At 37.0% G+C, this 23,633-nt stretch carries 22 protein-coding genes; 8 read left to right on the top strand and 14 right to left on the bottom strand.

What is annotated here, in order from left to right; translation table 11 throughout:
- Positions 1-35: 35 nt before the first annotated feature.
- The 11 genes from proC to HW347_RS01225 all read right to left on the bottom strand — a co-directional run bounded on the left by proC (position 36) and on the right by HW347_RS01225 (position 13,534).
- Positions 36-836, bottom strand: coding sequence for a pyrroline-5-carboxylate reductase (proC, locus tag HW347_RS01275; RefSeq protein WP_214610149.1), 801 nt, complete (start codon positions 834-836; stop codon positions 36-38).
- 71 nt (positions 837-907) lie between these two features.
- Positions 908-1,882 (bottom strand): N-acetyl-gamma-glutamyl-phosphate reductase, encoded by a 975-nt coding sequence (argC, locus tag HW347_RS01270; protein ID WP_214610148.1) that lies wholly within the window; start codon positions 1,880-1,882, stop codon positions 908-910.
- Positions 1,875-3,065, bottom strand: a complete 1,191-nt coding sequence (gene argG, locus HW347_RS01265) for an argininosuccinate synthase (protein ID WP_155598042.1) — start codon at positions 3,063-3,065, stop codon at positions 1,875-1,877. The genes argC and argG overlap by 8 nt, the downstream gene beginning before the upstream one ends.
- Before the next feature lie 53 nt (positions 3,066-3,118).
- Entirely contained in the window at positions 3,119-3,742 is a 624-nt protein-coding gene (locus tag HW347_RS01260; RefSeq protein WP_155598043.1) for a GNAT family N-acetyltransferase, read from the bottom strand.
- 213 nt (positions 3,743-3,955) lie between these two features.
- Positions 3,956-5,317 carry a mannosyltransferase gene (locus tag HW347_RS01255; protein ID WP_214610147.1) on the bottom strand — a complete coding sequence of 454 codons (1,362 nt, stop codon included), beginning with the start codon at positions 5,315-5,317 and terminating at the stop codon, positions 3,956-3,958.
- A gap of 79 nt (positions 5,318-5,396) precedes the next feature.
- A complete protein-coding gene (locus tag HW347_RS01250; RefSeq protein ID WP_214610146.1) occupies positions 5,397-6,881 on the bottom strand; it encodes a cellulose synthase family protein in 1,485 nt (494 codons plus the stop codon).
- Positions 6,882-6,884: 3 nt separating this feature from the next.
- Positions 6,885-7,580, bottom strand: a complete 696-nt coding sequence (locus HW347_RS01245; protein WP_214610145.1) for a glycosyltransferase family 2 protein — start codon at positions 7,578-7,580, stop codon at positions 6,885-6,887.
- 9 nt (positions 7,581-7,589) lie between these two features.
- A complete protein-coding gene (locus HW347_RS01240) occupies positions 7,590-9,992 on the bottom strand; it encodes an alpha-L-rhamnosidase-related protein (protein WP_214610144.1) in 2,403 nt (800 codons plus the stop codon).
- On the bottom strand, positions 9,992-10,453 hold the full coding sequence (locus HW347_RS01235; RefSeq protein WP_214610143.1) for a toxin-antitoxin system YwqK family antitoxin: 462 nt from the start codon (positions 10,451-10,453) through the stop codon (positions 9,992-9,994). Before HW347_RS01235 ends, HW347_RS01240 begins: the two co-directional genes overlap by 1 nt.
- Positions 10,454-10,593: 140 nt before the next feature.
- On the bottom strand, positions 10,594-12,174 hold the full coding sequence (locus HW347_RS01230; RefSeq protein ID WP_214610142.1) for a 4Fe-4S binding protein: 1,581 nt from the start codon (positions 12,172-12,174) through the stop codon (positions 10,594-10,596).
- A 13-nt stretch (positions 12,175-12,187) separates the two neighbouring features.
- Complete coding sequence (locus HW347_RS01225) at positions 12,188-13,534, bottom strand: NAD(P)/FAD-dependent oxidoreductase (RefSeq protein ID WP_214610141.1); 1,347 nt, start codon at positions 13,532-13,534, stop codon at positions 12,188-12,190.
- A 237-nt stretch (positions 13,535-13,771) separates the two neighbouring features.
- Here HW347_RS01225 and HW347_RS01220 point away from each other — a divergent pair, with 237 nt between their 5' ends.
- The 5 genes from HW347_RS01220 to HW347_RS01200 are packed head-to-tail and all read left to right on the top strand — an operon-like array spanning position 13,772 to position 18,484.
- Positions 13,772-14,491 carry a DUF547 domain-containing protein gene (locus tag HW347_RS01220; protein WP_214610140.1) on the top strand — a complete coding sequence of 240 codons (720 nt, stop codon included), beginning with the start codon at positions 13,772-13,774 and terminating at the stop codon, positions 14,489-14,491.
- A 30-nt stretch (positions 14,492-14,521) separates the two neighbouring features.
- Complete coding sequence (locus HW347_RS01215; protein ID WP_214610139.1) at positions 14,522-15,412, top strand: hypothetical protein; 891 nt, start codon at positions 14,522-14,524, stop codon at positions 15,410-15,412.
- Positions 15,413-15,457: 45 nt separating this feature from the next.
- Positions 15,458-16,459: a glycoside hydrolase family 113 gene (locus HW347_RS01210; RefSeq protein ID WP_214610138.1), complete on the top strand. Its 1,002-nt coding sequence runs from the start codon at positions 15,458-15,460 to the stop codon at positions 16,457-16,459.
- Between the two features lies 1 nt (position 16,460).
- Complete coding sequence (locus HW347_RS01205; RefSeq protein ID WP_214610137.1) at positions 16,461-17,180, top strand: hypothetical protein; 720 nt, start codon at positions 16,461-16,463, stop codon at positions 17,178-17,180.
- 38 nt (positions 17,181-17,218) lie between these two features.
- Positions 17,219-18,484: a POTRA domain-containing protein gene (locus HW347_RS01200; RefSeq protein ID WP_214610136.1), complete on the top strand. Its 1,266-nt coding sequence runs from the start codon at positions 17,219-17,221 to the stop codon at positions 18,482-18,484.
- Here HW347_RS01200 and def read toward each other — a convergent pair whose 3' ends face one another.
- From def to HW347_RS01185, 3 genes are read right to left on the bottom strand one after another with little or no spacing between them, the layout of a single operon-like run.
- The gene (gene def / locus HW347_RS01195) at positions 18,485-19,015 is read right to left on the bottom strand and encodes a peptide deformylase (protein ID WP_214610135.1); all 531 of its coding nucleotides are present in this window, start codon (positions 19,013-19,015) and stop codon (positions 18,485-18,487) included.
- 10 nt (positions 19,016-19,025) lie between these two features.
- Positions 19,026-19,841 (bottom strand): DUF6503 family protein, encoded by an 816-nt coding sequence (locus HW347_RS01190; protein ID WP_214610134.1) that lies wholly within the window; start codon positions 19,839-19,841, stop codon positions 19,026-19,028.
- 6 nt (positions 19,842-19,847) lie between these two features.
- Positions 19,848-20,495 carry a VOC family protein gene (locus tag HW347_RS01185; RefSeq protein ID WP_214610133.1) on the bottom strand — a complete coding sequence of 216 codons (648 nt, stop codon included), beginning with the start codon at positions 20,493-20,495 and terminating at the stop codon, positions 19,848-19,850.
- A 137-nt stretch (positions 20,496-20,632) separates the two neighbouring features.
- On the opposite strand from HW347_RS01185, the gene HW347_RS01180 reads away from it, so the two are divergent.
- The 3 genes from HW347_RS01180 to HW347_RS01170 all read left to right on the top strand — a co-directional run bounded on the left by HW347_RS01180 (position 20,633) and on the right by HW347_RS01170 (position 23,461).
- Positions 20,633-21,379: an SDR family NAD(P)-dependent oxidoreductase gene (locus HW347_RS01180; RefSeq protein ID WP_214610132.1), complete on the top strand. Its 747-nt coding sequence runs from the start codon at positions 20,633-20,635 to the stop codon at positions 21,377-21,379.
- Positions 21,380-21,474: 95 nt separating this feature from the next.
- On the top strand, positions 21,475-22,518 hold the full coding sequence (locus tag HW347_RS01175) for a flavin monoamine oxidase family protein (RefSeq protein ID WP_214610131.1): 1,044 nt from the start codon (positions 21,475-21,477) through the stop codon (positions 22,516-22,518).
- 61 nt (positions 22,519-22,579) lie between these two features.
- A complete protein-coding gene (locus HW347_RS01170; protein WP_214610130.1) occupies positions 22,580-23,461 on the top strand; it encodes an AraC family transcriptional regulator in 882 nt (293 codons plus the stop codon).
- Positions 23,462-23,633 lie beyond the last annotated feature (172 nt).

Here is a 23,633-nt window from a genome sequence, read left to right as displayed (position 1 = left end):
CGCCATACGCCTTGCACATATTTTAACGGAGAGTTTTACAACTGCCCTTCTTTAATTCTACTGATTTTTTCATAGGAAGCTACGATTCCTTGTATAAGGGATGAGCTTAAACCTTGGTGTTCCATTTCGTTCAAACCTTGAATGGTACAGCCTTTTGGTGTTGTTACCTTATCAATCTCTGCTTCTGGATGGCTACCGGATTCAATTAGCAAGCTAGCTGCACCGCTACAAGTATGCATAGCTAATTCTTGTGCCTCTTTAGCATCAAAGCCTAACTGAATAGCACCTTGGGTGGTAGCACGTATTAAACGCATCCAAAAAGCAATACCACTAGCACAAATAACCGTTGCAGCTTGCATTTGCCCTTCGGGTATTTCCATAGAATGACCCATACGATTGAAAATGGCCTTCGCTAAATCAATTTTCTTTTTACCTTTTTCATTACTACAGATACAGGTCATAGATTGACCAACTGAAATAGCGGTGTTAGGCATACTTCTTATAATATTGTAGTCCGAGCCCAGAATCGCTTCCATTTTGGCTATACTGAACCCTGTAATGGTAGAAATTACCACATGGTTTTCGGTAAGCAAATCCTTGATGTCCTCAAGAATATTTTCTAGTTGACTAGGTTGCACAGCTAGAATAATAATATCAGAATTTTTAACGGCCTCTCTGTTGTCTGAGGTGGTCGTAACATTACCGTACTTTTCATACTCCGCTATTTCAGAAGTATTTCTTTTCGTAAGGTACATGGTTGTGGCACCGTTGGAATTTAGAATTCCTTTTGCAATGGAAAGTCCTAAATTCCCAGCTCCTATAATGGCTATTTTCATTTTCAAATTTTTGGTTGTTTCCGTTTTAAGTCCGATGGAATCTTATTGCGGAAATAGTTTTCTGTTAATCGTTAAAAAACGCCAGCTTTAAGGTTAAGGCCTGTGCCTTCTCCAAAGCCGAAAATAAGGTTCATGTTCTGAATCGCCTGCCCGGATGCGCCTTTGAGCAAATTATCTATGGCCGAGGTGATAAGTAACGTGTTTTCGTGCTTATGCAAGTGAATATGACATTGATTGGTATTTACAATTTGTTTTAGGTGAATAGGCTCTTCGGCTACTTGGGTGAATAGCGCATCTGCATAAAACTCCTTGTACAAATCAATAGCTTCCTCTAAACTCCCGTCATATTCGGTGTAAGCCGTAGCAAGAATACCGCGGGTAAAGTTTCCACGGGTTGGAAGAAAGAACAACTCACCTGAGTCTGATTGCAACGATTTTAAACTTTCGTTTATTTCGCCCAAATGCTGATGGGTAAACGGTTTGTACCAACTAACGTTATTGTTTCTCCAGCTAAAATGTGAAGTAGCAGAAGGACTAACTCCTGCACCAGTACTACCGGTAACCGCATTGATATGAACAGTATGCCCCAACTTGTTCGCTTTTGTCAGAGGTAAAAGAGCTAATTGAATAGCCGTTGCAAAACAACCAGGGTTGGCAATATATTTAGCCTTCTTTATCTCTTCTTTTTTAAGCTCAGGAAGTCCGTAAACGAATTTCTTTCCTTCAAAAACAGCATCGGCCTGCAACCTGAAATCGTTGCTGAGGTCAATTATTTTAGTGTTTTCAGAGAATGTGTTTTCCTGTAAAAATTTAGAGGAATTACCATGACCTAGACATAAGAATACGACATCTACATCAGGATTGATACTTCCTGTAAATTCCATTTCAGTGGTTCCCAATAAATCAGCATGTGCCGTTGTAACCTTCTTGCCAGCTCTGGTTGTACTGAAAACAAAATCTATTTCAGCTTCAGGGTGATGCAGAAGAATTCTAATGAGTTCCCCGCCTGTATAACCAGAACCGCCAATAATTCCTGCTTTAATCATTATTCTGATTTACGTGGTTATATATTTTTCCAGAATTAGAAAGTATTTTTATAAAACCTTTTGCATCATCAGCAGACCATCCTTTATTTACTTCACCGTAGCTACCAAAAGCATCGGTCATTAAATCGTGTTTAGATGAAATTCCGTTTAATCTAAACTGGAAAGGGTAAAGGCTTAGGAAAACATCACCAGAAACGTTCTTTTGTGTATCTGTTAAGAAGGCTTCAATATTTCTCATTACAGCATCTAGGTAGTTACCTTCATGCAATAACATTCCATAGAAGTTACCTTGTTGTTCTTTTTGGAATTGTTGCCATTTGGTTAGGGTGTGTTTCTCTAATAAATGGTGTGCTTTTATGATGATTAATGCGGCAGCAGCTTCAAAGCCAACTCTACCTTTTGTACCAATAATGGTATCACCAACATGAATGTCTCTGCCAATAGCATATTTAGAAGCCATAGCTTCTAGTTTTTCTATATTGGCAACAGGAGTATCTTTATCTCCATTAATAGCAACAAGTTCACCTTTTTCAAAAGTTAGTTTTACATCCGTAGGTTCTTTTTCTTGTAATTGGCTTGGGTATGCACTATCCGGTAATGCATTTTGAGAAGTTAATGTTTCTTCACCACCAACAGATGTTCCCCAAAGACCTCTGTTTATAGAATACTTAGCTTTTTCCCAAGGATAATCTACACCATTCTCTTTTAGGTAGGCAATTTCTGTTTCCCTAGATAATTTGTTATCTCTAATAGGAGTGATGATTTCAATCTCGGGAGCAATGATTTGAAAAATCATATCAAATCTCACTTGGTCGTTACCAGCGCCAGTACTACCATGAGCGATATAATCTGCACCAATTTTTTTGGCATAAGTTACTATCTCTATAGCTTGTACAATTCGTTCTGCACTAACAGATAGGGGATATGTATTGTTTTTTAGAACATTACCAAAGATGAGATATTTTACAACTTTATCGTAAAAAATCTGAACGGCATCAATAGAAGTATACGAACTGGCACCCAATTGTATTGCTTTCTCTTTTATAGAAGCAATCTCTTCTTTGGAGAAACCACCAGTATTTACGCTTACTGCATGTACATCAAAACCTTGTTCCTGTGATAGGTATTTAGCGCAGTAGGAAGTGTCTAATCCGCCGCTATATGCTAAAACTAATTTTTTCATTTTAAAAATTGTATTGTCTCGGCCACCATCAAATAAATCAATGACCTATTAGGTTATTCGTTTGTTTTCTTTTTAAGAAAAAGCGATTCTTTAATGCTTTTGAGTCTTTTGAAAGCTTTACTGTTGATATGTTCTTTTTCAACTTTTTTCTCTTTCACATCTGAATCATATAGCATACCTGTACAAAGGCACATTTTACGTTCGGTACGTGTAAGAATATCAAAGTTTTTACACGTTTGACAGCCTTTCCAAAACTCTGGGTCATCGGTTAGTTCAGAAAATGTAACTGGTTTATAACCAAGTTCGTAATTCATTTTCATTACGGCCAAGCCAGTAGTGATACCAAATATTTTGGCATCTGGAAATTTGTCTCTCGAAAGCTCGAAAATTCTTTTTTTGATTTTTTTTGCCAATCCTTGATTTCTATAATCAGGATGAACAATAAGGCCGGAATTCGCTACGAATTTCTCGTGCCCCCAGACTTCTATATAACAGAAGCCCGCAAATTTGTCGCCATCTAAAGCAATAACGGCATTACCATTCTCTAAACGTTTCAGAATATATTCCGGTGTACGTTTAGCTATGCCTGTGCCTCTTACCTTAGCAGATTCCGTAATGGTATCGCTAATGATTTGAGCGTATTTAAGATGTGACTTGTTAGCAATAATTATGTTCATTGCCAAAAGGGTTTAAACTGTAAAAAAAATGAATTGTTGGTCGTTTTGCGGAAATGGACTCACCTATTCCCATGAAATATATACACCCTTACGGGCGACGGCGAGAAGCCGGGCGAACAGGAGCAAGATTGCTCAAAGTGTTATATATGTGTCTTTGTCCTTTCATGGAAAACCAAATGTACAAGATTAGGGCGAAAGTATAAAGGTGTTCGGTTAATTTTTGCGAAAAATAACAAATTGCTCTTTTGAGTTAAAAATTTCGTAAATCAAAAACGCATATACGGAAATATATTCAACGGCAATTAATCCTAAGTTTTCTTTAAAGTCCATCTTTGAATAAGCGTAATAGCTAAGTATTACCGTAGCGGACCAAAGTATAGCATATTTATAGCGAGTAAAAATGCCAAGCACTACCAGAAATACTATGTACCAAGGGTGTACTGTGGCAGACATGAAATAATACAAAGTAAGTACGGCGAGCATTGAGGTTATTAAAACTGATATTTTCTGATTGTCTCTTAAAAAAGTGAACAGCAGTACAACTAGTATAGTAACAATAGGTGTTATTTTTCCATAAGTTTTTATGAGTTCCCAAGGTTTACCGTCAAACTGAATTGAGATTTGTTTAATAGCATTGTAAATACCCGCATTGAATTCAAAGTTTGAAAACCAGAGACCTACAGTTTCGGAATAGTTAGCAATGAATTCAGAAGAGTAGAACGGAGCGAACATCAATAAACAGCTTGCGCCTATTATGATATAGAAGGTTATACTTTTCTTGAAGCCAAGGTGTTTAAGGAAAAGGGGTAAAAACAATAAGGGTACCAGTTTTACGCAAATAGATAGGGCATAGGGAATGGCTGCTAATCTCCATTTTTTAACGGATAATAAATAGAGCGACCAAACAAAAAAGAAAAGCATAACACCTTCAAAATGTAGGTTTCCAGTAAGTTCTATTATAACCAAAGGGTTTAAGAAATACCAAAATATGAGATGCGGTGATTGGTTAAGGTTTTTTAATAGTTTTCTGCCAAAGTACAAGATGCCTATATCTGCCAGAATAATCATCGTTCTCATAACAAGTACCGAGCCCATAATACTTTTGCCTCCTAAAAGGGCTGCTATGGCAAACAGTAACTGATTTAACGGTGGGTAGTTACTAAAGTGTTTTGCGCTAAGACTTCCCATACTGTTATAAAGGAGTTGAGCATTGGGGATGACTAAATCGCTTTGGGTAATTAAGTTGTTGGGGACTTCCAAGTAGGGGTTGATGAAATTGCCAACAAGATGTCCATCCCAAATAAAACGATAATAATCTTGAGAGAGATTTGGTTCTGTTAACAAGAAAATGAGCCTAAAAATAACACCTACAACCAAAAGAAACTTTAGATTCCATTTTTCGAATTGTATGAGTTTTAAGCACAGAAAAAAGGAAGCGGCAAAAAGGGTTAACAGTTTAATGAAATCTGTCCGCTCTAGCTGAAAAGCAAAGGTGTAATAGAGAATAGCACCCAATAGGGCCATAAGTATGGGCACTTTGTGAAGCTTCCAGTATGTGGCAGGTGTATTAGGCATTTAACGGTTTGTTCTTATTACCGAAAAAATAAGGAAATTAAATGACTTAAAAATGTTTGTTGAATATGGCTTAGTTTTATTAAGCACGAGCCGTAAGCGACTTTGTGAAAACAAATCCAAAACCTATAAAAAGCATAAAGTGAAAAGGAAAAAGTCCAAAATCATTTAAAGGAATAGCGCTATACATCCCAAATAGGAAATATACCATAAGAATAGCCTCTAAAATCATGTTGGGGGACAATTTCCTGGTAAGGTATTTATTGCCTTTCCAAGAGTCTGTAAGGTTGTTTAAATTGAATTTAGGCGTACGCACAAACTCACTTCTTTTACCCATATGACCTTCAAGAACAGCAATAGAATTGTGTAATGAAAAGCCCAGTGCCACTGAAAAGAAAGTAAAGAATAGTTTAATGTAGTCTATGAAATTATCAAAGCTACTGCCTTGAATACTTTTGTAAGTAAACCAGTAGCAGACAAATAAAATTATAGTACTTAATACAAAGAAGCTTAATAGCGTAAATACGATATCTAACTGCGGATATAAAGCTTTAATATACATGGCTGGGATGCTTAATAGGGCAACCAAGAATACACATAAGAACATAGAGCTGTTCAAAAGGTGCATTACACCATGAAATTTAGTTTTAAATGAAATGTTTTTAGCGGAAACAACGTTAACTACTGTTTTTCTAAAGTTTTCAGCACCACCTTTATTCCAACGAAATTGTTGCGAACGAGCCGCGCTAATTACAACAGGAAGTTCTGCAGGTGTCTCAACATCTTCAAGATACTTGAATTTCCAGTTTTTTAATTGTGCTCGGTAACTTAGATCAAGGTCTTCCGTAAGGGTATCTCCTTCCCAGTTTCCGGCATCTATAATACACTCTTTACGCCAAATACCAGCAGTACCGTTAAAGTTAATGAAATGCCCCTTGGCATTTCTACCTACCTGTTCAAGGGTAAAGTGAGCGTCCAAAGCAAAAGCTTGAATACGTGTTAAGGTAGAATACTCGCGGTTAATATGACCCCATCGTGTCTGTACAACACCAATTTCTGGATCTTTAAAATAAAGAACAGTTTTTTTTAACCAATCACTAGAAGGTAAAAAATCAGCATCAAAAATAGCAATGAATTCACCTTTTGCTATCTCTAAACCTTCCTTTAAAGCTCCTGCTTTAAAGCCTTGGCGATTTTCACGGCATATGTGTTGAATATCTAGACCGGTTTCTTGTAATGCTTTTACCCGTGCAGCAGTTTCATGTACCGTATCATCGGTAGAATCATCAAGTACCTGAATTTCAAGTTTGCTTTTAGGGTATTCTATTTTTGCAATGTTTTCCAACAAGCGCTCCATAACATATTCTTCGTTATAGACAGGCAATTGTATGGTAACGTATGGAATCTCTTTTGGATCTAGAAGATTAAATTTTGGAGCAACTTGGTTGCGCCTTTTATACCCTAGGTAATTTACCAAAAGGTTAAGCTGCGCTAGGCTATAAAAAAATATCAATAGTAGTGCTACACTATAGATTGCGATAATAATGTAAGCAATGATTAAACCCATATATTATTTTATGCTGTATTTAAAAATCCAACCTAATATTTTAATGCCCGCAAATATACTACCTTTTACGGTACCGGATACTTTGGACACTCCAATTCTTTTTTTGTAACGTACTGGTACTTCGGTATATGCTAACTTTTTCTTTAAAGCCTTCAATTGCATCTCTACCGTCCACCCGTAAGTTTTGTCCTCCATGTTGAGTGCTAACAACTTACCATAGGATATAGCCCTAAACGGACCAAGATCGGTAAATGTTGCACCGAAGAACAATTTCATTAAAAAAGTAGCCAGCCAATTGCCAAAAATTTGCTGCGGAGTCATACTACCTTCCTCCCTAAGTCGCTTTACACGGGCTCCAATTACAAAATCAACTTCTTTATTTAGTATTGGGGCGACAATCTTATCAAGTTCTTCCGGATAATCGGAATAGTCTCCGTCAATAAATACGACAATATCGGGTGCTTTGGATTGTTTAGCAATATGGTCCATTCCTTTTAAACAGGCGTAGCCATAACCCATTCTGCTCTCGGTCAATACAGTAGCTCCTGCCGCTGTAGCATTTTCAGCTGTTTTATCAGATGAATTATTATTTACTACTATAATTTCGGAGACCGATTTTGAGATTTCACGGATTACCGAAGCTATAGAATCTGCCTCATTGTATGCAGGAATTATGACTTTAATGTCTGGTTGTGGCATTGGTGAAGCTTATTTTAAAGTATACTTATTTTTTCCTTGTTTTAAGGGGATGTGTTTTCCATTCCAAACCAGTTCGCCCTTCATTTCCTTAGGAATGGTTATCTCTGCTGAAAGCTTTGTTTTTGATTTTTTTAAGTCGAAAACAATATTTCCTTTGGAAGTAGGGAGCAATCCATCCATAGATTGAAGCTTGCCAAAAACGGGAGCAATTCTTACTTCTTCAAAATTATTTTTAACCGATTCTATTCCTGCTAAATAATTAAAATAAAAATAGGCGGGGGAGGCACTCCATGGATGCACTTCTGAGCGTGTTGGTTTCTTTTTACTTTCAAAACGCTCTAAGGTTGTGGTCATATGATCATTAATCATAGATTCCCAAGGTTTCTGGGCCAAGTCAAAAAGTTCAGGTGCGCCAACTTTTTCTATTGCTCGAAATAAATAGAAACGATAGTAGTAGGTTGCTTGTAGCAAATCTTTATCATTTAAAATTTTTGTCAAAAGTGCTTTCTGCTGACTTTTATCAATAGCATCTGTAAGAATGGCCATGATGTTGGTATGCTGGTCATAAATGGTTTTGTCCGGACGTTCTGCAAAGACCTGTTTGTTTGAATCATAGCAAAGGTCAAATACAGATTTTTTTATGGCATCTGCTCGGCTTTGGTATTTTTTAGCGGTAGGGGTATCGCCAATAACTTCAAATAATTTTGCGGCGTTTTGTAGCGCATGCACATAATGAAGGCTTACTACGGCAGAGTTTTTCCCGTTGTTTTTTGTTGCTGTTCCTTTACCGTCATTGGGTCCTGAATACCAATCTATGAAATATCTATATTTGGTTTCATTCACCAAATTCAATTCGTTCATGTTCTTTTCAAAACCGGCTAACGTATGAACGATACCGTCTTTATAATGTTCTATAAAAGATTTGTCGTCAGTAAGGTTGTAATAATCAGAAATCATATCTACCCAAACTAAAGAATAAGTGGGGTAAATAAAGGTTGACCTAAGTGGGTATGCTCCCAAAATGTTGCCCTCAGCATCTCGTGATTGATGAAATTGTTCAATGGCATTTTTAGTATGGTCTAGATTACCGCTCATAGCTTGCCATAGTAGCGCATGAATTTTAGTGTCACCCACATACTGCATGGTTTCATAATAGGCATCGCTTAAGAAATAATCTTGCGTACAGATGTCTACCGTTCTTTTACAGATATCAAAAATATCATTATACATTTCATCGTCAGAGGTGAAACTAGCCGAAGAAGCAATGTTTGTCCTTGAGCGATAATTGATAAAATTATCTAAGACCAATCCCTGTTCTTTTGTTTCTATTTCAAACTCAACAAAACGGAAGGTCCGCATCCAATTGGGAATAAACTTTTGAGCGTCTTTACCGTTTGAAACAATACTATCGTAGTAGCCTAAGAGCTTCTTATTTTTGATGTCATCTCGATCTCCTTTTTCATCATGCTCATCAAATAGATTTTCTGCATACTTTATCTTAATGCTGGCATTTTTTCCTTTACTAAAAATAAGTTCAGGAAAACCATTGGTAACGTATTTTTGGTCTATTAAAAACGTTGCTATTTTGTTACTTGGAATCTCAAGCTTTCCTGAGGCAGGGAAAGTGGGAAGTGTGGTTTCAGAACTTCGTACGGTACTTTCAATAGGTTCTTTTTCCCAAGTAAGTAATGGTAAGTTGCGAGGTTCAAGTAAATAGGCCATTGAGCCACCCATGCTGCTCGCACCTTCAAAAAACATGGTTCTAGACCAATTGGAATCATCAAAAACCAGTTGTTCCCAATCCGTAGGGTATTTGTTCATGTCTACAAAATCCGTAGGGTTGTTGGCATAAAAGCCACCTACTATAGATTTTGGTCCGCCTCCTCGCCAGTTAACTTCTATGGCTTTATAGGAGTCGTCCAACGAGCATAACCAAGTATCTCCCTTTCCTGTGGTAGTCAACGTTTTTGCATTTTCTGTTACTCCGTTTACCATTACACTGGTAAAAATGGACTGAAGACCGTAGAAGCGTCGCTTCCCAAAGTTGATGACTTTTACGGAAATAACGTTCTTGCCATTTTGAAGAAAATTTTTAAGGTTTAGGGTTTCGAACTTCCAATGCTTAATATCACTTAATTGTGGGCCGTGAGTTACCATTCTTCCGTTTACGTAAAGGAAATAGTGGTTGTCCGCAGATATGTTTATGATAAAATCTTGATTTACATCAGCAACATCAAAAGTGTTTCTGAATAAGATTACTCGGTCTTCACCTCCGCTTATATCTGGGTGACTTACCCAGTTGGCCTTGATGTTCTCGGTAGTATACTTTACATCAGGATAATTAAGCTCAACTTGCGCCGATATGGAGATTGAAAAAAGTAATAAAAAGATAAGCAAAGGGTAACGTGTCATTATTTAAGATCTGATAAGTTGTTTTCGCGTCTAAAACTACTAAAACTAAACCATTCCTTAATTTTTTTACCGTTTTGATATTTCTCTGCAGAGGTTAATTCTTCGTTGACGTACTTAAGGCAGTAGCCATTTTTTTTGCCTTTGCTCAATTGGCATTTGTGGCTTACTTTTCCCATAGAGTCATAGAACAACCACCAATTAGATTTCATGCCGTCCTTATAATGGCCTTCTTGTAAGGGTTTGCCGTAACTATCGTAAAAATACCAATAAGATACACGTTGGTTATTTTTGTAATAGCCTTTCTCCGCTACTTTTCCATTTGTGTGGTAGAATTTCCAAAAATTAGCCTTTACGCCATTTTTTAACCAACCTTCTTCTTTAATAACTCCAGTTTGGTAATATTCTTTATGGTACACAGAATTCTCCTTGGGTTGTAACCCGGAAAGAACAAATAACACCATTAAAAATAGTTTAGAAAACATTGTTGGAATTGTATAATTAAATTGTCGGTTTTTGAAAGGAGAACTAACAAAAAAACCTTTACACTTTTTTTTAAATGTAAAGGTTTAGTGTATGACAATATAATCAAAGGTTATGCCAACTATTTTTTATTTACCAAATCCATCAAATCAACATCATTACCCAACAATACTTCTGTAGGGTTGATACGGCCTTCTTCTGGACCATTCTCTAATTTTAGAACACCACGTGGGCAAACTGCTGAACAAACACCACAGCCTACACAGCTTGATCGTACAATATTTTCTCCTTTTTGAGCGTATGCACGTACATCAATACCTTGTTCGCAATAGGTAGAACAATTACCGCAAGAAATACATTGTCCGCCGTTGGTAGTAATTCTAAAACGAGATTTAAAACGCTGTACAAAACCAAGATAAGCAGCCAATGGACATCCAAACCTACACCACACCCGATTACCAAAAATAGGATAGAACCCTGTTCCAATAACACCTGCGAAAATGGCTCCAATTAGTAAGCTATAGGTATTTTGTACGCTTTGGGTCTTAATACCAAATATGGTGCTAGATTCAGTAAAGAAACTATACAGAGTCATACCGGTCATAACAACAGCAAAGAGTAGCACACCATGTATCAACCAACGTTCTACTTTCCAAGAAAATAATGATTTGCTTGAATGCTGGCGATAAGGGTCTCCTAAAGTTTCTGCCAATCCTCCACAGCCACAAACCCAAGAACAGTACCATCTTTTTCCAAAGAAATAAACCATTACAGGTACGATAACTAAAGTTAGGACAATACCCCAAACTAGAATGAATAATCCAATGCCACCGCTATTAAGTAGTTCTTTTAAATTCCACTGAAAAAAGAAATCATAGTCTAAAGGAAACGCATTCTTGAAATCATAATATGGCATTTGTAAACGCACCATCATTTCAGGAATCAAGAAAGCAAAGACAATTTGAAAAAATAGAACAGATGTTGTCCGCACTACTTGGTAAACATTGTGGCGGTATTTTATATACATCCGTACAGCCATTACTGTCATTACCGTACAGTACATGAAACCATAAACAAACCAATGCCCTGCAGGATTACCACTAAGACTTTCACTAATTGGGTCTACTAGAAATGTCCAGTTTACCGCAAATTCTGGTCTGAAGTACAAGATTAGATAAAAAGAAACAAGGAAGATAAATACTAACCAGGCTATCCAACCCCTGTTAGTGGCGCTATCATGATAAACGCCATCATTTTTAATTCCTTTTTTACCTAGTAAAATAACATTGGGTAAAATGAACATTAATGCGCCAATTATACCAAGGCCAAAACTCAAAAACCACATAAGGCCTTTGTTTTGGGATATAAACCCAGTTCCTGATTTTTTACCAACTAAGGCAGCCATATCATGACCGCTGGTATAGATTACTTTATTGTACTCTTTGTTTTTTTTGTGTTGGTTATTTGCCGCATCCAAAGCAGAGCTAATCGTTGGCGATAGACTTAACATGCCGTTGAAATCTTTGCCAACTACATTTTCGTTTATGGATTGAATAAAAACATCACTTTTAATGTTCTTTTCCTTTACGATTTCGTCAAAGGTATTTTGGTCTAAACTGAAGGTACCTAAAACAGGTACGGCAGCAAAAACAGCAAGTCCTATTAAAAATATGACTAGACCTAAGTTCTTTATTGCTTTCATTTTTTATTTCTGGTTAAGCTTTGCTAAAAATTCGTTTCCAACTTTTTTTCTGTACGGATAAGTTGGTTTGCATTACCGAGTTGTATTTTGATATGATTTCCTCTTCGTAATGCGAATAGAATTCAGGGTCAAAATTGGCATCTTTTAAATACTGCATTACATGGTCAATATCTCGTTCCTCGGTGAGCCAACGGTCAAATATCTCATGACGCATACGAATACCAAAGGTGTTGATCCCTAAGAATTTCTTGGAATCCTTATGGTAGGATGCCGTAATACAGATTTTTTCGGAAGCATGACGCCAATGAAAATGACTTTCGTGTTCTTGTTTTGATCTTTCACTAAAAACCCAACCATAGGTTTGGTATTCAATGTCCAAAAATTTAGCAGAATTAAACCAATGCCCAGGGCTATACTGTCTAGGTTTGCCGCAAATAGTCTGCGCCAATGCTTCGCCCATCATTCGCCCGGTATACCAGACGGCTTCAATAGGTCTTCTGTTACCAATGGCTTCGTGCTGTTCGGCACAATCTCCTATGGCATAAATATCTTTTATATTGGTTTCTAGAAATCGGTTGACTTTTACACCTCTCCCTAATTCAATACCAGAATCTTTAAGAAAATCTATGTTCGGGGTTACACCAGCCGTTAGGCCTACCACATTACATTCTATAGTTTCACCCTTGTCTGTTGTAATAGCTTTAGCTCTGCCATTCTCATCTGCAATGATTTCAACTAGATTTGTTTCCAGTTTTAAGTCAATGTGGTGTTCTAGAATATGTTCGTTAATCATTTCGGACTCTCCAGAAGGAAGAACGCCGTTCCAAAAGCTGTTTTCACGAACCAAGAAGGTTACAGGAATTTTACGAGATCGTAGCATCTCTGCCAGCTCTATACCAATAAGTCCACCGCCAACTATAACTGCACGGTTACAGGCTTCTTTATTGGGGGCATTGGCCTCTATTTTATCTAAGTCTTGTTTTGAATATAGGCCTTGAACACCTTTGAGGTCTTGTCCTGGCCAGCCAAACTTGTTTGGTTTTGAACCTGTCGCAATTATTAACTTGTCATAGGCTAGTTCTTTCCCCTCTGCCAATATAAGCGTTTTCTTTTCATGGTCAACAGCAGTGACGAAGCCTTTGAGCAGTTCTATTCGGTTTTTTTTCCAAAACCAATTCTCATAAGGTTGTGTGTGTTCAAATTTCATGTGGCCCATGTAGACATACATTAAGGCTGTGCGAGAAAAGAAGTAATCTGTTTCTGCCGATACAATGGTTATTTTTTTATCGGATAGCTTTCGGATATGCCTTGCAGCAGTTACACCTGAAATTCCGTTACCAATAATGACGATATGCTCCATAAATTAATTGGGTTGTTGCGGGTTCTGTCGTTCTTAAAGGTAATAACTTAACGAGCTCTTTTAATTTAGAACGATTTTAAATGTTTGCGTTTTATGTAAGGTTTTGGATGAGATAACGAACTTGTAAGGCCTTGATTGTGAAAATTTTAAATAATCGATAAATAAATCTCTTTTTTTGTATGGATGTTAAAATCGTCTCGACAGAAATGGCAAGGATAACAACAAAACTATCAAATTATGAAACTTTCAATCTTGGTTATTTTTCTTTCAATAACCACTATATCAGTAACTTTTGGACAAGATACAGCTGATTTTTTTACAAAGGCAGACGCCTTCTTTAAGACCAAGGTAACAGATGGTCGTGTTAATTATTCCGCAGTTAAAGGAAATGTAGCAGATTTAGACAACCTACTTGAAGCTGCAAAAAAAATAAATGTAACGGAATCCAACGCAAACGAGTACCAAGCATTCTGGATTAATAGTTACAACCTTCTTGTAATTAAAGGAGTAGTAGAAAACTATCCTCTAAAATCTCCATTAGATGTTGGTGGTTTTTTTGACAAAGAAAAATATGAAATAGGAGGAAAGAACACGACTCTTAATGATATTGAAAACAAATTATTACGGGCCAAATTTCCATCGGAAGCACGTTTTCACTTTGTGTTAGTGTGCGGTGGATTAGGCTGTCCTCCTATAATAAGCAAAGCATATAAGCCCGAAACTCTGGATGCTCAATTAGAAAAGCAGACTAAGTTGGCTTTAAATAACCCTCAGTTTATTCAATTGAATAAGAATAAGATAAAAATCTCACAGATTTTTGAGTGGTATAAAGGCGATTTTACTCAAAACGGACAAAGCTTGGTGGGCTTTATAAATAAGTACAAAACAGAACAACTTCCTGAAGGGGCTAAGGTTTCTTATTATCCATATGACTGGACCTTGAACGAAATAAAATAGTAACCAGCCCTAACTTTTAAACTAAAACTTATGAAATCAATAAAAAGAAATTTATTTCTTTCGGGTCTTCTTTTGGCCAGTACTATAGTGTTTGCACAAGAAGATGCGGATGATCAAGACAATACAACTCAGAGTAATATTCAACAATACACACCTTCTAAGTTAATTGGAAAAGGGCAAATAGATATAAAATGGTTTAATAACCTGTATACACAAACTGAAAGTACGTTTAGCGATGGTAAGGAGCCTAGGCAGACATTCTTTACTTCTACTTTAGAAGCTTATACTGGTGTTGGTGAAGATAAAAGGTGGAATGTAGGAGCTATTTTTGAATTCCGGTCAAATGTAATAGGAGACAGAGATGCCTTAGATGTGTTTAAGTTTGATGGAGAAGGTAGTACTGCACGTTCAGGTTTAACTTCTATAGCACCATCCGTAAAGTTCGTGCCGTTTAGGTCTATCAGTAATTTTTCTATTCAGAGTTCTTTCTTTATCCCATTGGTAGATAATGAAACTGAGAATGGTGTGTTCTTGGACCAAAAAGGATACATCTGGCAAAACCGATTTTTCTATGATTACACATTTCCAGGAAATAAATGGCAGTTGTTTAGTGAGTTGAATTCTGAGTTAAGTTTTGGCGATAAAGAAGAAAGCTTTGCTAATAACAGTTTGAACTTAACGCCAGGTGTGTTTTTAAGTTATTTCCCTAGTTCTAAATTTACCATTTTAGCTTTGGCTCAACATTCTCAACGTTTAGATTTGGGTAATGATTTTGCTCAGAACTTTACTGCGGTAGGTGGTGGTGCAAAATACCAGTTAACCAATGCTTTGAACCTAGAGGCATTATATACTAATTTCGTAAGAGGAAGTAATACCGGTCTTGGACAAACCTTTAATTTGGGTTTAAGGGCAATTTTTTAAGGGGTAATCATAAATACTGTATTTTAGGGGTCTTAATAACGATGCATGCGTAGATTAGGACTCCTTTTTTTGTGTCTACTTCAGTTTTCCTGTTCAAGTCAGGATAAGAAAAAAATTAATGGTGTAAGCTTTGTAGCCTCAAGAAATGAGGTGCTTCAAGAACATATAGATGGCGTAAAAGAAGTCAATGCAAACCACGCGGCAGTAATGCCTTTTGCCTTTATTCGCGATGTAGCTTCTCCTGAAATTGTTTTCAATACGGAACGCCAATGGTTTGGGGAAACCAATAAGGGTGCAATGCAATACATTGGCCTGCTTCATAAAAATAATATCAGGACCATGGTAAAGCCGCAAATTTGGATTTGGCGGGGAGAATTTACCGGTACTTTGCACATGAACTCCGAAGAGGATTGGAAAAAACTTGAGGCTTCCTACTCCAAATTTATTTTGGCTAATGCTAAAATGGCCCAAGAGACCCAATCCGAAATATTTTGTATTGGTACCGAGCTAGAGAAATTTGTAATTAATAGGCCGGAATATTGGCACGGGATAATTGCTGAAATCAGAACTATTTATGATGGAAAACTTACCTATGCGGCCAATTGGGATGAGTATTCTCGTGTTCCTTTTTGGGAAGATTTGGATTATATAGGAATTGATGCGTATTTTCCGCTGTCGGAAGAAAAGACACCTTCGGTAGAACAACTACGAGAAGGTTGGCAACGGTGGAAAGGAGATATTGCCGCTCTTTCAGAAAAAACAGGTCGTTCTGTTATGTTTACGGAATTTGGTTATAGAAGTATGGATTATACGGCTCATAAGCCTTGGTTGGTAGATAGAAATGAAGATCAGGTAAATCTAGTTGCTCAGGTAAATGCTAAAAAAGCCATCTTCGCAGAGTTTTGGGATGAAGATTGGTTTGCCGGCGGTTATGTGTGGAAGTGGTTCATAGATTATAAGAAATCTGGTGGAGAAGCAGACAATAGGTTTACGCCACAAAACAAACCGGCCCAAGAAATAATAAAAGAAGTCTATAAAAATCATTGATATGCGTTCAGTCATTTTTTTTATTCTATTGCTTATAACGGTGAGCTGCTCATCCGATTTAGAAAACCAAGATGTTACCCTGAAGGATGCTTTAATGGACAAGACGTCTGTAGTAGATAATGTTATTGCCTGTGCGGCCAGTAACGAAAACGATGATTTGGTAAGTGTGTTTTTCTATCCCAGAGACGGAGTGTCTAATATTAGGTATTATGAAACCAAAGATCTTGATGTATCTAAGAATGATTACAATCAATATTATCGTTTAGATATTGCGTCTTTTGAGGTCTTTAATGGATATCTAAGGAAATTTGAAGTAGCAGTTTCCAAAGAAAAATGGGTCATTGTTAGTTTTGAAGAAGCAGGGAAAACACATCTTTCAAACCCAATTAGGTTAAAGCATTTTACCAAGCCTACGGAGTATGCCTCAGATAATGTTAAGGTTGATTCACTGCAAACCGGTATGCCATTGTTCTCTTGGGAGGATGGAGAATATACAGATACTAAAATCTATTTTCAAGTGGTATCTGATGCTGCAGATAACCTGATTTCTGGATCGTATACCTACGAGAATAGTTTCCAATATTACGACCTTAAAAACGTGGTCCTGAATATTACAAAAGGGAACCCTCTTGCATTAAAAATAGAAGAAAAGCATAATTTCACTTTAATGGGGGTTAGTGAAGATAACTGGGTGAATCTTTTTTCTGAAATAGAATTTTAATGAGTATACATTATATCTACAGTTCCTTAGCTTAAAGTATGGTTAGAAGAATACTTCTTTTTTTTATTTTAATATTAAATGGAGTGTTCTCTCAAGCACAAGAAGGGACGGTGCTAAATGTAGAAATTCAAGGAGCTAAACGTACAAAAACTTCTTTCTTAAAAAAGCTAATCACCTTAAAACCGGGTATGGTGCTAGATTCCGTTCTTTTGGAACAGGATATTGCCCGTTTACAAAGGCTTCCGTCAGTATCACATGCCTATTATCAAGTTTTTTCCTCAGATGCTAACGAGCATAACGTATTCTACAACGTAGAGGAGAACTTCACTTTAATTCCTTTTGCCAATCTTTTTTCATCTTCAAACGATGCTTTTGCCTTTAGGGTAGGTTTGCAAGAATTTAATTTTTTAGGTAGGGATATAAATATCGGAGGTTTCTATCAATATGATGTCTTCAATTCGTTCGGAGTGGCCGTGAGAGCTCCTCATCTATTCAGTAGAACTACAGGTTTATCTTTTAGCTATAATGATTTTACGACCCAAGAACCTGTTTTTTTTGATGGTACAACGGCAGATTATAGATATAACAATCGTGGTTTTGAGGTTATGGGTTTACATGAATTCAACTTCAAAAACCGAATAGAATTTGGAGGGAGTCTTTTTACAGAAGATTACAGATACATATCTGGCGCTACAAATGACATTGTGCCAAGGGCTTTGAAAGTGGACAAGCATCTCATTAAATTGATTTACAATTATGAAAATATCAAGTACTATTTCTATTTGTTGGACGGCTTCAGAAGCACTCTTAATTTTCAATATGTGGGCAGTACTAATGAGAATCTGCCGGAATTTTTAATTGGCTTTAATGACTTTGTTTACTTTAAACGCGTTGGTGATAAGGGTAATTGGGCGAACCGTCTTCGGGTGGGGTTGGCAAGTAATGTAAATACTCCTTTTGCACCTTTTACGGTAGATAATAACTTAAACATAAGAGGCGTAGGTAATACTATTGATAGAGGTACGGGGGCTATTGTTTTTAATACGGAATATCGTCATACCCTTATTGAGAAAAACTGGTTTGTATTACAGAGCAATGTTTTTATTGACGGTGGGTCTTGGCGTAACCCAGGAGGTGGTTTTAGTGATTTTTCAGATAAACAGAACATTCGTATTTACCCAGGAGTAGGGTTGAGGTTTATGCACAAACGCATCTTTAATGCTATTTTTAGAATAGACTATGGCTACGGTATTACCAAAGATGCTTCTAGAGGACTTGTTTTTGGAATTGGTCAGTACTTTTAATTAGACCTTCCAGTAGGTATCGTACTCTTCTTGAAAAGTTAAGGTTTCCATATTTGGCATACGATCAATTAACAAAATCCCGTTGAGGTGGTCTAGTTCATGTTGGGCAACTATAGCCGAGAAATCATCCAAAACCTTTTCGAACTTTTCTCCTTTTATATCAAACCCGCTTAGTTTAATCTTTTTGTAGCGTTTCAGCCTACCTCGTATTCCGGGTATGGATAGGCAACCTTCCCATCCTTCAACTTCTTCGGACCCTAAGGGTTCTATTTCTGGGTTTATGACCGTTGTGAGTGCAAAAGAGCCTTTATCCGGATAGCGGTCGTTCTTTTTCATTTCCATGGTAAATACCCTTTTGAGCACGCCCACTTGTATAGCAGCGATACCTGCACCACTTTCTTCTCGCATGGTTTCAATCAGGTCGGCTACAAATTGTTGAAAATCGGCTGATAGTATTTCGTCCGGTGTAACCGCTTCGGATACCTTTCTTAATAAAGGATTACCCATTTTTATAACTTCAAGGACAGCCATAATTTCTGTTTTATTTATCCAAATTTACAACGTTCTCTGTTTCTATTTTAGAAAGCTCTTCCAGTTTTTCTTTTTCTAATAAAGAAGGTAGGTCTGTTAGCGTAGTACCAATAGGTGCTTTGTAGTTAATGTAATCTTGAAATATTATGCCATCTACGGTCCTACGATTATAGGAACTCCTTAAGCGTACGCCACCATCGTTTGTTTCGTATTTGTAAGCTAAATAATCTATGGTTTTAGATTTTGCGTTGATCCAATACATAAACACATCATCATGATCGGTGCCTCCACCTTTTTGGTCAAAAGTCACCTCTATGGCTTTGTAATCTTCGCCTTTGATCGTAGTGTGCTCGATATAGGTTTTGTTTACCGCCTTATCATTTAATTTATGCGGTAAAGTGGCAAAATAAATGACAGAGTTTAAGGCTTCGGTGTACTTGACGTTATCTTTTGGGGAAAGGGAGACAGGTTTGCCATTTACTTTACGTAATAATTTACCATTGTCAAGTAGGTCTATGATTTCATTACCTTTTTCTTTCATTGATGCGGTGTAGATATATGTATTACCATCGTTTTGAAAAGTATAATCTTTGTCGCGAAAGGTAAAGCCGTAATGGGCCTTGTTATAACGATCTCCGCCATGTGCGGTAATTGCCTGCTGAACCAAAGTTTCTGCTTCGTCCGGTTCTTCTCTTTGAGTAGTCTTATCAATAGACTGTGTAATTTTAAGAATAGGTTTTTCTACTATTTTCTCCTTTTCTTTTGACTTGCAAGAAGATAATCCTAGGAGTACTAATAGGGTGATAAGATAATAGCTGATTTTCATAAGTGTTTAAATTTCTACAACCCCTTTTGGGCTTTGTATACTAGCCTTTAGACTAATTTTTTCGTTAGGTTCTATTCTTAGCTGCACGCCCAATTTATTGAATGTGTTATAAACTATGTCGGGATTTGGGTGTGTACCATACAGCTCAATCAATTTGCAACCCATATTAGGTAAAGCATCATGTGGATGCGTTTCTGTCTGGCTCCAGTCTACCATAAAAGGAACAAGCTCTATTTCTGGTGTGGGCAAGGGCAATATAAGTTCCCATTTTAATAGTGCTCCATTTGCCGTATTACGACTTCCGCCTGTAATATTTCCCATTTCTGGGAGGTATTGTTTTACTATGATGGCATCTTTTTGAAGCTCGTTAGATTTTAATGCCCAACGCGTTATTTGATCATGCGTAAGCATATCTACGCCCATCCATCTTGGTGGTGCTATATTTTTATTGGACTCATCCGCGGCTAAAAGTTCAAGATACGTTCCGTTGTCTAAGTTTATTAAAGCATTTTTGGTGCCTTGTGTAGGATGGTGTCCTCCAAAAATAGCCTTAACACCTAATTTCTTCTCCAGAGCAATAACTGCAGAGTCTAAATCACTAACGGTATAAACAATATGGTCTAATAATCTCTTATGTGGATTTCCTGAATTCATTAAGTTAAAGATATTTGAAAAGTAAACAGTTGCATCATATGTTTCCGAAAATTACCATGGATTCTCTCTATTGTCCCGTTCTCGACCATAGAACCAAAATACCTTTGTTCTAACAAAACTCTAAAAAATATAATACGATGAAAAGAGCATTGATAATTGGCGGCAGTAGTGGGATTGGAAAAGCAACGGCTCAGAACCTTTTGAATGAAGGTATAGAAGTTCATGTTGTTGGCACAAACCAAGATAAACTTGGAGTTTTTGAAATAGAAACAACGGGTAACTTAATAACTCATAAAGTAGATATTACAAGTGCGAAGCAATTGAAGGAGTTGAATAATAAAATTGATAGTTGGGATAATCTGGACTATTTGGTAAATGCTTCGGGAATTTTTGGTCCAAAACCTTTTTTAGACCATAGTGAGGCAGATTATGATTCATATATGGATTTAAACAGAGGGTTCTTCTTTATAACTCAAACCGTAGCTAAAAAGATGGCGGCTACAGGTGGCGGTTCAATTGTTAATGTTGGTTCTATGTGGGCCAAACAAGCGGTAAAAGTTACACCATCATCTGCATATTCTATGCAAAAGGCAGGGTTACATTCACTAACGCAACATTTAGCTATGGAGTTGGCGGATTCAAACATTAGGGTTAATGCAGTGTCTCCTGCAGTGGTAGAGACTCCTGTTTATGACGGTGTTTTTGGAGGAAAGGAAGAGGCGCATAAGGCTTTACAAGGTTTGCATAGTTTTCATCCTATTGGGCGATACGGAAAACCGGAAGACGTGGCAAATACCATCTCTTTTTTACTATCCGATAAAGCTTCCTGGGTAACAGGTGCCATTTGGGATACGGATGGTGGTGTAATGTCAGGAAGAAATTAATAGTTTATACTTATCAAGTTTAAACGCAGTTCAAAATGCTTGCATTTCTGAATTGCGTTTTATTGCTGCAAATCATGTAATTTCATATTCTAATTATGACAGAAAAAATCTCAGAATATATCATTATAGGAGCCGGGTTATCTGGGCTTACTTCCGCGTATTATTTGAGTAAAAGCGGAATAACCGATTTTAAGATACTCGAATCCCGTGACCGAGTTGGTGGACGTATTGTAACCCGAGATGGCATTGATTTTGGTGCTACTTGGTTTCAGACCCATCATGAAGAAGTTATAGCACTTTTGGATGCACTTGGTGTTGAGAAACATCATCAATATAATGAAGGAAAGAGTGTTTTGGTTTACAGTACCATGGCTCCGGAGCATTATTTTGAGAATGATCCAGATACGCCATCTGCCTATCGTATGAAGGGGAATTCTCAAGCTTTGATTCATGCTTTGGCCAAACCTTTATCCGAAAAAATAAAATTGAACACCAATGTTGTTGGTATTCATGAGACTGAAAACGGAGTAAAGGTAGAGACCGATAAAGAAACGTTTTTTGCAAAAAAGGTTATTGTGACCATTCCGCCTTTAATAGCTACTCGCATTTCTTTTTCTCCTGAATTGCCTCCCGAGGTAAATGAAACAATGAAAAAGACCCACACATGGATGAGCAATGCCATTAAAGTGGGCTTGACGTTCAAGACACCTTTTTGGAGAGCTAAGAATTTTTCGGGTATGGTCATTGGGCAAGTAGGTGCGGTAACGGAGTTATATGATCATAATGATGCAGAAAACTCACATTTTGCACTCATGGGATTTGTAAATGAAGGGCTTAGGGACGTGTCTGAAGAAAATAGAAAACAACGTATTTTAAATTATTTATCTAAATATCTTGGAGCTGAGGTTATAGATTATCTTACTTACGAAGAAAAAGATTGGTCTCAAGACAAGCATACTTCTTGCGAAACTATTAAGTCTATTTATATGAGTCCGTCTTATGGAAATCCAGTATTTGCCAAAAGTTTTATGAGCGGTAAGTTGCGGTTCTCAGGAGCAGAGACATCACCAATTCATGGCGGATATATGGATGGCGCCATTTACAGCGGAATCAATACAGTCAAAAAATTTCTAGGTTGATGCGTTAGTGAGCCATTTTTTTTGCGACCAAGAGATTATAAAATAGTCCCAAGCTAAGCGAATGCAAAATTCGAAGACCAAAATTGAACAGTACCATTTGCATAAGGAGCATCCTAGAAAGCTTCAGTTTGAACTGTACGACCTAAATACCTACAGAAAAAAAAGTGGGGATTTAGCTGCAGTGCCCCATTCCCATAGTTATTATCAAATTATATGGTTCTTTAATGAAGGCGGCACGCATGCCGTAGACTTTAAGAAGTACGATGTAAAGAAAAACACAGTCCTGTTTGTTACTAAGGACCAAGTGCACGCTTTTGATGAAAATGAAGAGGTTCAAGGTTGGTTAATTCATTTTAATGAAAGTTTTTTTAAGCATACAGATATTGATATGTTTTTGAAATTCAACATATTTCATATGTTGGAAAAACCTTGTTATACCATTGATGAAAATAGTGTAACCGTGGCATCTACTTATATTTCTTTGATTCAAAATGAATTGCAAGAACGTGATCGTTTTGGTTATGAAGATATCATACGGTTTTTGTTGAAAGCTTTTTTAATTCAATTGGAGCGCATTCATCGAAGTGATGCTAGTAAGCCTATTCAACTCAATAGCCTTTATGAAAGGCAGTTTTTTGAATTCAAAGAGCTGGTAGAATTGCATTTTAAAGACGGGCTTTCGGTTGGTGAGTATGCCAATTTTATGAACGTTTCTCCTAAAACATTATCTACACTTACAAATGCAATCGTAGGGAAATCTCCATCTCAGATTATTGCCCAAAGGACCATACTGGAGGCTAAGCGTCTGGTAAGGTTTACTACTTTGCAGATTAACGAAATCGCTTTTCGATTGGGGTTCGAAGATGCTTCTTACTTTGTAAAATATTTCAAGAGACATATAGGGCAATCTCCTAAAAGCTATCGCCAAAGTCGGTTTACTTAAAAGTCAATAAAATATAGACTGTTGAAGAAATCGTTAACTAAATTATTCAAGGTCTGGTAGTTTTAATGTTTGGTTCTTTAATTTTGCATCGGATTCAAATAATTTTAGGCATTGTTTTTGATTTTCTGGAATTAGGTAGTTTACCGCAGGAGTAGATGTATGATGGTTTTTT

The organism is Zobellia barbeyronii (assembly GCF_018603515.1).
In the GTDB taxonomy this organism is placed as follows: domain Bacteria; phylum Bacteroidota; class Bacteroidia; order Flavobacteriales; family Flavobacteriaceae; genus Zobellia; species Zobellia barbeyronii.
Note: the sequence above shows the minus strand (reverse complement) of the source record. Positions and strands in the feature narration are given on the sequence as shown.